The following is a 10,306-nucleotide window of genomic DNA, read 5'->3' as shown; positions in this document are numbered from 1 at the left end:
AGGAAGAACGCGTCGATGTGGCAGGACGTCAAGATGCTCAACGCCATCAGCAGTGCGCTCATTGCGCTGGTGCTGCTGGCCCTGGTGGCATCAGGTTTATGGTGGGTGGCGCAGCGGCCGATGTTTACGCTGCACACGATACGCATCGAATCCTCCGGCGACATGCCGCTGGAGAAGGTCAATGCGTTGACGGTGCGGGCGACCGCGGTGCCGCGCATCCATGGCAATTTCTTCACCGCCGATCTGACGGCGGTGCGGGCGGCCTTCGAAGCCGTGCCCTGGGTGCGCAAGGCCATGGTGCGGCGTGAATGGCCGGACCGGCTGGTGGTGAAGATCGAGGAACACAAGGCCCTGGGCACCTGGGGCGAGGATGGCAAGCTGCTCTCGCAGAAGGGTGACGTGTTCACCGCCAACCTGGCCGAGGCCGAGGACGACGGTGACCTGCTGGAGTTCGATGGCCCGCCCGGCAGCGAGAAGCAGGTGGTGGCGCGGCTGGCGCTGTTTCGCCAGTGGTTCGCGCCCATCAAGCTGGAGCCGGAGTCGCTGGTGCTCTCGAACCGCTACGCCTGGACCGTGCGGCTGGACAACGGCATGACCGTCGAGCTGGGCCGTGACCAGGGCGATGCGGTGTTGAAGGAACGGGTGGCGCGGCTGGTGGCGGTGTATCCGCAGTTGCTGGAACGATTGCAGGGCAAGATAGAAAGCGTCGACTTGCGCTATCCCAACGGGATGGCCCTGAAGGCAGATGGAATGGTGCTGGCGGCAATGAACGGGAAAAAGAAATAAGCGGAATGCTATGACAAAAGACGCAAAAAATCTGATCGTCGGTCTCGACATCGGCACCTCGAAAGTGGTGGCGGTGGTGGCCGAGGTGCTGCCCGATGGCCGCCATGAAGTGATCGGGCTGGGGCAGTCCGAATCCAAGGGGCTCAAGAAAGGCGTGGTGGTCAACATCGAGGCCACCGTCGAATCCATCCAGCGCGCGCTGGAGGAAGCCGAGCTGATGGCCGACTGCAAGATCCGCAATGTCTACACCGGCATTGCGGGCAGCCACATCCGCAGCTTCAATTCCAGCGGCATGGTCGCCATCAAGGACAAGGAAGTCACCGCGGCCGACGTCTCGCGCGTGATCGAGACCGCCAAGGCGGTCAACATCCCGACCGACCAGCAGCTGCTGCACACGGTCCCGCAGGAATTCATCGTCGACAACCAGGAAGACGTGCGCGAGCCCATCGGCATGAGCGGCATCCGCCTGGAAGTGAAGGTGCACATCGTCACCGGTGCGGTCTCTGCCGTGCAGAACATCGTCAAGTGCGTGCGCCGCTGCGGCCTGGAGGTGTCGGACCTGATCCTGCAGCCGATGGCTTCGGCCGATTCGGTGCTGACCACCGACGAGCGCGAGCTGGGCGTGGTGCTGGTCGACATCGGCGGCGGTACCACCGACGTGGCGGTCTTCACCGAAGGTGCGATCCGCCATACCGCGGTGATCCCCATCGCCGGCGACCAGATCACCAACGACATCGCCATGGCCCTGCGCACGCCTACGCTGGAAGCCGAAGAAATCAAGCTGCGCTATGGCGTGGCCAAGCAGATCCTGGCCGATCCGACCGAGACGCTGGAAGTGCCCGGCCTGGGCGACCGCAATCCGCGCACGCTCTCGCGTCAGGCCCTGGCCGCCGTGATCGAGCCACGCGTGGAAGAGCTGTTCGCGCTGGTGCACCAGGTGGTGCGCGAGTCGGGTTATGAAGAGGTGCTGTCTTCCGGCATCGTGTTGACCGGTGGCTCGGCGATGATGCCGGGCATGACCGAACTGGCCGAAGACATTTTCCTGAAACCGGCGCGCCTGGGCACGCCCGAGTACAGCGGCCAGCTGGCCGACGTGGTGCGCAGCCCGCGCTACTCGACCGTGCTCGGCCTGCTGCAGGAAGCCAAGAAACAGTATCTGCGCGGCTACATCGTGACGCGCCAGGAAGGTTCGGTGAAGGCGGTCTGGCAGCGCATGAAGGAATGGTTCCTCGGCAATTTCTGATCGATTCTCATCGGCTGCCACGAGCGGCCGGTGGTGAATGCATCAGGATGTAAAAGCATTGGTCGTTGCTGGCGGTTCGGTTGTACGGTTCTGGCAGTAAAAATTGATGAGAACGGCAGCAAATTTGCAGCAGTGTTTTCTTAGAATAGCGGTATCAAGGCTTCAAGAATTTAAGGTTTCAAGAATTTAAGGTTTCAAGGTATCAGTCGCATCATTGGCAGCATCGGTATCAGCATCAACAAGAAACAACAGGGAAGCACACATACGGACAGCAGTGATCAGTTGCTAGTCGTCACACCGCGTGATGCCTATCAACTGCCAGCTGCAGGACACATATATTTTAAGGAGTCATCATGGAAATCGATATGGTCGACAATGCGACGCTGGGTACGATCATCAAGGTCGTGGGCGTTGGCGGTGCTGGCGGCAATGCCGTGCAGCACATGATTAACAAGGGTGTGTCCGGCGTCGAATTCATCGCCGCCAACACGGATGCCCAGGCACTGAAGCAATCGAAGGCGCACAACGTCATCCAGATCGGTGATACCGGTCTGGGCGCCGGCATGCAGCCCGACGTCGGCCGCCGCCTGGCCGAGGAAACCCGCGCCCGCATCGAAGACTCCCTGCGCGGCGCGCACATGGTCTTCATCGCCGCCGGCATGGGTGGCGGTACCGGCACCGGTGCCGCTCCGGTGGTGGCGCAAGTGGCCAAGTCGCTGGGCGCACTGACGGTGGCCGTGGTCTCCAAGCCCTTCTCCTACGAAGGCCAGAAGTGCATGGACATCGCCGACGCCGGCCTGGAAGAGCTGACCCAGCACGTCGATTCGCTGATCATCATCCTCAACGAAAAGCTGGAAGAGATCTACGAAGACGACAGCATGATCGAATGGCTGTCGCACGCCGATGACGTGTTGAACAACGCGGTGGCCGGTATCGCCGAAATCATCAACGTGCCCGGCCACATCAACGTCGACTTCAACGACGTCAAGACCATCATGGGCGAGCAGGGTAAGGCCATGATGGGTACCGCAACCGCTGCTGGTGTGGACCGCGCCCGCGTGGCCGCCGAGCAGGCCGTGGCCTCGCCGCTGCTGGATGGCATCGACCTGTCCGGCGCGCGCGGCGTGCTGGTCAACGTCACTGCCAGCCGTGGCCTGAAGGGCAAGGAAATCAAGGAAGTCATGGCTACCGTGCGCGCCTTCGCGGCACCGGACGCCTCGATCGCCCAGGGCATCGCCTACGATGACAGCATGGGTGACGAGATCCGCGTGACCGTGGTGGCCACCGGCCTGGGCCGTGCCCGCAAGGCCGTGCAGCTGGTGCAGACCCCGGTCATGCGTACCGGTACCCACAACGAGCCGATGATGGCCGTCGGTGGCGTGATGCCGCAAGGTAACGCGCAAGCCGGTGGTGCTACCTTCGGTGGCCTGAAGGCCCCGGCCGTGTGGCGTCGCGAGTCGGCTTCCGACACCGTGCGCGCCCTGGAAAAGAACGGCATGGAAACCTACGACATCCCGGCCTTCCTGCGCAAGCAGGCGGACTGATCGTCGTTGGCCACGGACGGCTGCCAGCTTCACAGCAGGCCGCTCCGTTCCAAGGCATACTAACGCCGCGCCTGGTGCGCGGCGTTTTTTCGTGCGCAGCGTGCCGGCAACTCATCTGCTGAATCGATCAATCGCGGCAGATGCATCTGTTTCACCACTTAATTCACTGTCCTACAACCAGACGAGGAAACACCATGACCATCAAGATCGGCGACCGCCTGCCCGAAGGCACCCTGACCGAATTCATCGAGACCGAGACCGAAGGCTGCAGCCTGGGCCCCAACGCCTTCAAGGTGTCGGACCTGGTCAAGGGCAAGAAGATCGCGCTGTTCGCGCTGCCCGGTGCCTTCACCCCGACCTGTTCGGCCAAGCACGTGCCGGGCTACATCGCCCTGGCTGACCAGTTCAAGGCCAAGGGTGTGGATGAGATCTGGTGCATCTCGGTCAACGATGCCTTCGTCATGGGCGCCTGGGGCCGCGACCAGAAGGCCACCGGCATCGTGCGCATGCTGGGTGATGGCAGCGCCACGTTCACCAAGGCCTTGGGCATGGAATTCGACCTGACCGAACGCAACATGGGCGTGCGCTCGCAGCGCTATTCCATGCTGGTCGAAGACGGCGTGGTCAAGCAACTGAACCTGGAAGCCCCGGGCAAGTTCGAGGTCTCCAACGCGGAAACCCTGCTGGGCCAGCTGGGCTGATGCCTGCCGGGATTTCCCGGCCACCAGGCGAAAAAGAAACGGCATGCTGCGGCATGCCGTTTTTCCTTGGGGAAACGGATTTATCGCTGTGATCGATGAATGGGCGCCTCCGGCCCCTGTTTTACAGATAGGAACGATTTGCAACAAAGCCCTGCGGCAAGGGGCGGGGCAGGGGCATCTTGGCTATAATGACCGGATGTTGAAACAGCGCACAATCAAGAATCTGGTCAAGACCACCGGCGTCGGCCTGCACTCCGGCACCAAGGTCGAGCTGACCCTGCGTCCGGCCGCCCCCGATACCGGCATCCTGTTCCGCCGCGTGGATCTCGATCCCGTGGTCGAGCTGCCGATGATCGCTACCGGCGTGGGCGATACCCGCATGGCCTCGACCCTGACCAAGGATGGTGCCAAGGTTTCCACCGTCGAACACCTGCTGTCGGCCTGCGCCGGGCTGGGCATCGACAATCTGATCATCGACCTGACTGCCGAAGAAATCCCCATCATGGATGGTTCGGCCTCGTCCTTCGTCTTCCTGCTGCAGCAGGCCGGCCTGCAGGAGCAGAACGCGCCCAAGAAATTCATCCGCGTCAAGAAGGCGGTGGAAGTGCGCGAAGGCACGGGCGACAAGGAAAAATGGGCGCGCCTGGAGCCCTATGACGGCTTCCGCCTGAAGTTCTTCATCGAATTCAACCACCCGGCCGTGGATGGTACCGGACAGGTGGCCGAGGTCGATTTCGGCATCGACTCCTACGTCAAGGAAATCGCCCGCGCGCGCACCTTCGGTTTCATGCAGGACGTGGAAACCCTGCGCGGCATGGGCCTGGCCCGTGGCGGTTCCTTCGAGAACGCCATCGTCATGGATGAGTACCGCATCCTCAATGCCGACGGCCTGCGCTACGACAACGAGTTCGTGCGCCACAAGATCCTCGATGCCATCGGCGACCTGTACATCATCGGCCATCCGCTGCTGGCCAGCTACGATGCCCACAAGTCCGGCCATGGCTTGAACAACCTGCTGCTGCGCGAATTGCTGTCCCAGCCGGATGCCTATGAGATCGTCAGCTTCGACCAGCTCGACCAGGCCCCGCAGACTTACGTGATGCAAGCCCAGCAGGAGTGGGCGCTGAACTGACGCTGGCGCTGATGCTGGCTGCACACGCCGCAATGTAAAACGCCCCGGCCTGGACCGGGGCGTTTGCTTTTCTGGCGGTGGCTTGCTGGCGATCTGACGAGAGAAATCTTGTAAATTTTTTAGAAGAATCTCGTGATCCGGCTATTTCAGGACTATTTTCTCTGAAGAAATGGCGGGTCTTCTCCTGCCTGCTTGGCCAATCTGCGCTGGTCGCGCCGCCGTATCATGGCGTCGATGGCTTCCTTCAGGCCCTGGCTGCGCGGATCGCTGGCCAGTGTACTGCTGAGTTCGGCGAAGGAAGTGAGCGCGTTTTCGGTCAGTTCCAGCACCCGTTTTGGCGCTGGCGGGGGGGGCGTCCGGCCAACTTGCACTTTGATTCGGATTGAATTAACCTGCCATCCGTCCTTCAGCAGGCGGTCCTGCAGCCTCGGGGTTTGCTGCTTCAACCGTGCCGCCAGCGCTGCATTGGGCGCGCTCATGACCAGCACGCCAGCTTCAAACTGCAAGATCTGACACGCGGCAAACATCGCCGGCAAGTTCGCGGCCACTGACTGCTGCAGCGTGCCCATGCGAGCCAGGGCGGGCAACAGCGCCGCCATCGTCGAATTCGACCGCAAGAAATCCGCGGCTCCCTTCGTGCTCTTCGCCATGCGTTGAGCACTTGTGAGAGCAGGCCGATAAGGGGTAAACGTAGATGCGTACTTCATCTTTAAACCTTATCACATCCGGTGTCTGACCGGCCGGAGACCAAGGAGCAAAGATGCAAATTATCCTGTTGCACCCCCGTTTCACCAAAGCCCGATCGGTCACGCTCGGTACCAAGCACCTCCTGCTGATGTTGCTGCTGCTGGTGAGCGTGATCGCCGGCGCTTCGCTGTCCATCACCTATTTTCTGCTCAACAAGGCCGGCGACCCGGATGCCGCGCCCATGCTGCACAAGCTGGCCGTCTCCATGAGCCAGGAAGAAGATGGCCGCAACGAGAAATTCCTGAAAGAGAACCTGGCCATGATGGCCGTGAAGGTCGGCGAGATGCAGGCCCAGATGATGCGCCTGGATGCGCTGGGCGAACGCGTGCAGGGCCTGGCCGGCATCCGTCCGGAAGAATTCAATTTCAAGGAGCTGCCCGGTCGTGGTGGCGCTGAAGTCTCCAGCATCGCCGGCTCCGGCCGGGATGTCGGCATGGACGAGCTGCGCCGCATGCTCGACAACCTGGCCCAGGATGCCGGCCATCGTTCCGATTATCTCAACGCGGTGGAATCCACCCTCATGGGCGACAAGATCAAGTCGCGCCTGCTGCCGACCAATCAACCGGTCAACGTGGCCTACAACTCGTCGAGCTTCGGCTGGCGGCTGGACCCCTTCAGCGGCCATAACGCCTTCCATGAAGGCCTGGACTTCCCGGCCCCGGTCGGCACCCGGATCGTCGCCGCCGCCGCCGGGGTGGTGATCGCCTCGGAATATCATTATCAGTTCGGCAACATGCTTGAAATCGACCACGGCAACAACATCATCACCCGCTACGCCCACGCCTCGCGGCTGTTCGTGAAGGTGGGCGACATCGTCAAGCGCGGCCAGCATGTGGCCGATGTGGGTTCGACCGGGCGTTCGACCGGGGCGCACCTGCACTTCGAGGTCCGCATACGCGGCATCGCCCAGGATCCGCGCAAGTTCCTGGCGCTCGGTGCCACCGGCGGCAACCAGCCCAAGCAGATGCCGGTCTTCGTCGCGGGCCGCTGAGTCCGTTCAGGCAAGTTCTGGCCGGCGCCAGCCCCCGTGGGGCGGGCGTTTGCGGCCGGGCAGGGTAGCCTGCAGGCCGCATTCCCTGCACGTTGTTGCATCTCTGGCAAGCCTGGCATGACGATTTTTGCCAAATCCCCATCCCCCATTGAAACCTTGCAAACACGCCCGATCTAAAGCGAATGCGGTGCGCAGGCGGCATGAAGACGGGCTGGCGAGCCAATGCCCTCGGCCTGCGTGCTAGAATCCATGGTTTATTTTCGGGCGTTGTCGGCTGGAATCCCGCGGCCGGGAGCCCAACGTCACTCTGCCGGATCGTTCATCGGCGCTTTTATAGAATCCAAGCATGTCATTCCTGACCAAGATTTTCGGCAGCCGTAACCAGCGACTGCTCAAACAATATCAAAAAATCGTCCGCCAGATTAACGCGCTGGAGCCCTCGGTCGAGAAGCTGAGCGACGCCGAACTGCAAGCCAAGACGCCCGAATTCAAGCAACGCATCGCCGGCGGCGAGACGCTCGATGCGATCCTGCCGGAAGCCTTCGCCGTCTGCCGCGAAGCGTCCCGCCGCGTGCTCAAGATGCGTCACTTCGACGTGCAGCTCATCGGCGGCATGGCGCTGCACTTCGGCAAGATCGCCGAAATGCGCACCGGTGAAGGCAAGACCCTGATGGCAACCCTGCCGGCCTACCTCAATGCGCTCGGCGGCAAGGGCGTGCACGTGGTGACCGTCAACGACTACCTGGCACAGCGCGATTGCGAAGACATGGGCCGCCTCTACAGCTGGCTGGGCCTGACCACCGGCGTGAACCTGTCGCAGATGGAACACGACGTCAAGCAGGAAGCCTACGCTGCCGACATCACCTACGGTACCAACAACGAATTCGGTTTCGACTACCTGCGCGACAACATGGTCTTCGATGCCGATGACCGCGTGCAGCGCGCCCTGAACTTTGCCATCGTCGACGAAGTGGACTCGATCCTGATCGACGAAGCACGCACGCCGCTGATCATCTCCGGCCAGGCCGAGAACCACACCGAGCTGTATTACAAGATGAACGCCGTGCCGCCGCTGCTGACCCTGCAGATCGGTGAAGAGACCCCGGACGGCAAAGGCAAGATCGAAGTCCCCGGTGACTACACCAAGGACGAGAAGAGCCACCAGGTCCTGCTGACCGAAGCCGGTCACGACAAGGCCGAGGAAATCCTGACCCAGATGGGCCTGCTGCCCGAAGGCGCATCGCTCTATGATGCCGCCAACATCACCCTGATCCACCACCTGTACGCCGCCCTGCGCGCGCACACCCTGTATCACCGCGACCAGCATTACGTCGTGCAGAACGGCGAAGTGGTGATCGTCGACGAATTCACCGGCCGCCTGATGACAGGCCGCCGCTGGTCCGATGGCCTGCACCAGGCCGTCGAAGCCAAGGAAGGCGTGAAGATCCAGAACGAGAACCAGACCCTGGCCTCGATCACCTTCCAGAACTACTTCCGCATGTATGCCAAGCTGTCCGGCATGACCGGTACGGCCGATACCGAAGCCTACGAATTCCAGGAAATCTATCACCTTGAAACCGTGGTGATCCCGCCCAACCGTCCCAATGCCCGCAAGGACCGCCAGGACCAGGTCTACAAGACCGCGCAAGAGAAGTACATGGCCATGGTCAAGGACATCCAGGACTGCTACGAGCGCGGCCAGCCCGTGCTGGTGGGCACCACCTCGATCGAGAACTCGGAACTGCTCTCGGGCATCCTGACCAAGTCCAAGCTGCCGCACAATGTCCTGAACGCCAAGCAGCACGCGCGTGAAGCGGAGATCGTGGCGCAGGCCGGCCGTCCCAAGATGATCACCATTGCCACCAACATGGCCGGCCGTGGTACCGACATCGTGCTGGGCGGCAACGTGGGCAAGCAGATCCAGCTGATCGAAGCCGACGAGTCCCTGTCGGATGCCGACAAGGCCGCCAAGTCGCAGCAGCTGCGCGATGAATGGCAGTCCCTGCACGACCACGTGGTCAATGCCGGCGGCCTGCACATCATCGGCACCGAGCGCCACGAATCGCGCCGCGTGGACAACCAGCTGCGTGGCCGTTCCGGCCGCCAGGGCGATCCGGGTTCCTCGCGCTTCTACCTGTCGCTGGATGATGCGCTGCTGCGCATCTTCGCCGGCGACCGCGTGCGCGCCATCATGGACCGCCTCAAGATGCCCGAAGGCGAACCGATCGAAGCCGGCATCGTGAGCCGCTCCATCGAGTCGGCCCAGCGCAAGGTGGAAGCCCGCAACTTCGACATCCGCAAGCAATTGCTGGAATACGACGACGTCGCCAACGACCAGCGCAAGGTCATCTACCAGCAGCGTAACGAGTTGCTGGAGTCGGCCGAGATGGCCGAGATGATTGCCTCCCTGCGTGATGGCGTCTTCACCGACCTGTTCCGCGAATACGTGCCGGCCGAGTCGATGGAAGAGCAGTGGGACATCCCCGGCCTGCAAGCTGTGCTCAAGAACGAATGGCAGCTCGACATCGACCTGGAAGCCATGCTCAAGGCCGAACCCGACCTGGCCGAAGACGAACTGCTGGAGCGCCTGCTGACGGCCGCCAAGGAGACCTATGAAGCCAAGGTCGCCGTGGTCGGTGTGGATGCCTTCGCCGGTTTCGAGCGCAGCGTCATGCTCCAGAGCATCGACAACCACTGGCGCGAACACCTGGCCGCACTGGATCACCTGCGCCAGGGTATCCACCTGCGCGGCTATGCGCAGAAGAACCCCAAGCAGGAATACAAGCGCGAAGCGTTTGAGCTGTTCGCCCAGATGCTGGACCTGATCAAGAACGAAGTCATCAAGGTCGTCATGACCGTGCGCATCCAGAGCCGCGAGGAAATCGAAGCGGCCGAGGAAAGCATGGCCGGTGGCTCGCCCATCAACGTCAACTACCAGCACGCCGACTTCGATCCCGAAGCCGCGCCGGAGGAACTGCTGGCACCGACCGCCCAGGCCGGTGGCGAAGACGACGGATCGGAATACCCCAAGGTCGGCCGCAACGATCCCTGCCCTTGCGGCAGCGGCAAGAAGTACAAGCAGTGCCACGGCAAGCTGGCCTGAACCAGAGTCCCCCGGTTCGGCCGCATTCCGGCCAGAGGTGAAGAGGCTGTCCACCCAGG

The 10,306-nt window shown here is 62.2% G+C and carries 8 protein-coding genes; 7 read left to right on the top strand and 1 reads right to left on the bottom strand.

Translation table 11 applies throughout. The annotated features are described in order from the left end of the window. Positions 1-15 precede the first annotated feature (15 nt). From ACWHXP_RS18835 to lpxC, 5 genes are all read left to right on the top strand, one after another. Positions 16-786: a cell division protein FtsQ/DivIB gene (locus ACWHXP_RS18835; RefSeq protein WP_121042532.1), complete on the top strand. Its 771-nt coding sequence runs from the start codon at positions 16-18 to the stop codon at positions 784-786. 10 nt (positions 787-796) lie between these two features. Further along, a complete protein-coding gene (gene ftsA, locus ACWHXP_RS18830) occupies positions 797-2,029 on the top strand; it encodes a cell division protein FtsA (protein ID WP_008334543.1) in 1,233 nt (410 codons plus the stop codon). Positions 2,030-2,382: 353 nt separating this feature from the next. Then, entirely contained in the window at positions 2,383-3,573 is a 1,191-nt protein-coding gene (ftsZ, locus tag ACWHXP_RS18825) for a cell division protein FtsZ (protein ID WP_034329320.1), read from the top strand. Between the two features lie 194 nt (positions 3,574-3,767). Then, positions 3,768-4,274: a peroxiredoxin gene (locus tag ACWHXP_RS18820; RefSeq protein WP_034329321.1), complete on the top strand. Its 507-nt coding sequence runs from the start codon at positions 3,768-3,770 to the stop codon at positions 4,272-4,274. Positions 4,275-4,470: 196 nt separating this feature from the next. Beyond that, positions 4,471-5,406 (top strand): UDP-3-O-acyl-N-acetylglucosamine deacetylase, encoded by a 936-nt coding sequence (gene lpxC, locus ACWHXP_RS18815; RefSeq protein WP_039790443.1) that lies wholly within the window; start codon positions 4,471-4,473, stop codon positions 5,404-5,406. A gap of 152 nt (positions 5,407-5,558) precedes the next feature. Here lpxC and ACWHXP_RS18810 read toward each other — a convergent pair whose 3' ends face one another. Continuing rightward, on the bottom strand, positions 5,559-6,113 hold the full coding sequence (locus ACWHXP_RS18810) for a DciA family protein (protein ID WP_489635299.1): 555 nt from the start codon (positions 6,111-6,113) through the stop codon (positions 5,559-5,561). A gap of 53 nt (positions 6,114-6,166) precedes the next feature. Between ACWHXP_RS18810 and ACWHXP_RS18805 the strand changes: the two genes are divergently transcribed. Together ACWHXP_RS18805 and secA are read left to right on the top strand one after the other, a co-directional pair. Continuing rightward, entirely contained in the window at positions 6,167-7,144 is a 978-nt protein-coding gene (locus tag ACWHXP_RS18805) for a M23 family metallopeptidase (RefSeq protein ID WP_121042534.1), read from the top strand. 346 nt (positions 7,145-7,490) lie between these two features. After that, positions 7,491-10,247 (top strand): preprotein translocase subunit SecA, encoded by a 2,757-nt coding sequence (gene secA / locus ACWHXP_RS18800; protein ID WP_489635300.1) that lies wholly within the window; start codon positions 7,491-7,493, stop codon positions 10,245-10,247. Positions 10,248-10,306: the final 59 nt, after the last annotated feature.

Source organism: Herbaspirillum sp. Her2 (assembly GCF_057961375.1).
The sequence above is the reverse complement of the archived record's forward strand: the minus strand, read 5'-3'. Positions and strand labels throughout refer to the sequence as shown.

Bases quoted from the DNA above. Each gene is read 5' to 3' on its own strand.
- ftsZ (WP_034329320.1), top strand. From the start codon at position 2,383: ATGGAAATCGATATGGTCGACAATGCGACGCTGGGTACGATCATCAAG.
- ftsA (WP_008334543.1), top strand. From the start codon at position 797: ATGACAAAAGACGCAAAAAATCTGATCGTCGGTCTCGACATCGGCACC.
- ACWHXP_RS18805 (WP_121042534.1), top strand. From the start codon at position 6,167: ATGCAAATTATCCTGTTGCACCCCCGTTTCACCAAAGCCCGATCGGTC.
- ACWHXP_RS18835 (WP_121042532.1), top strand. From the start codon at position 16: ATGTGGCAGGACGTCAAGATGCTCAACGCCATCAGCAGTGCGCTCATT.
- ACWHXP_RS18820 (WP_034329321.1), top strand. From the start codon at position 3,768: ATGACCATCAAGATCGGCGACCGCCTGCCCGAAGGCACCCTGACCGAA.
- lpxC (WP_039790443.1), top strand. From the start codon at position 4,471: ATGTTGAAACAGCGCACAATCAAGAATCTGGTCAAGACCACCGGCGTC.
- secA (WP_489635300.1), top strand. From the start codon at position 7,491: ATGTCATTCCTGACCAAGATTTTCGGCAGCCGTAACCAGCGACTGCTC.
- ACWHXP_RS18810 (WP_489635299.1), bottom strand. From the start codon at position 6,113: ATGAAGTACGCATCTACGTTTACCCCTTATCGGCCTGCTCTCACAAGT.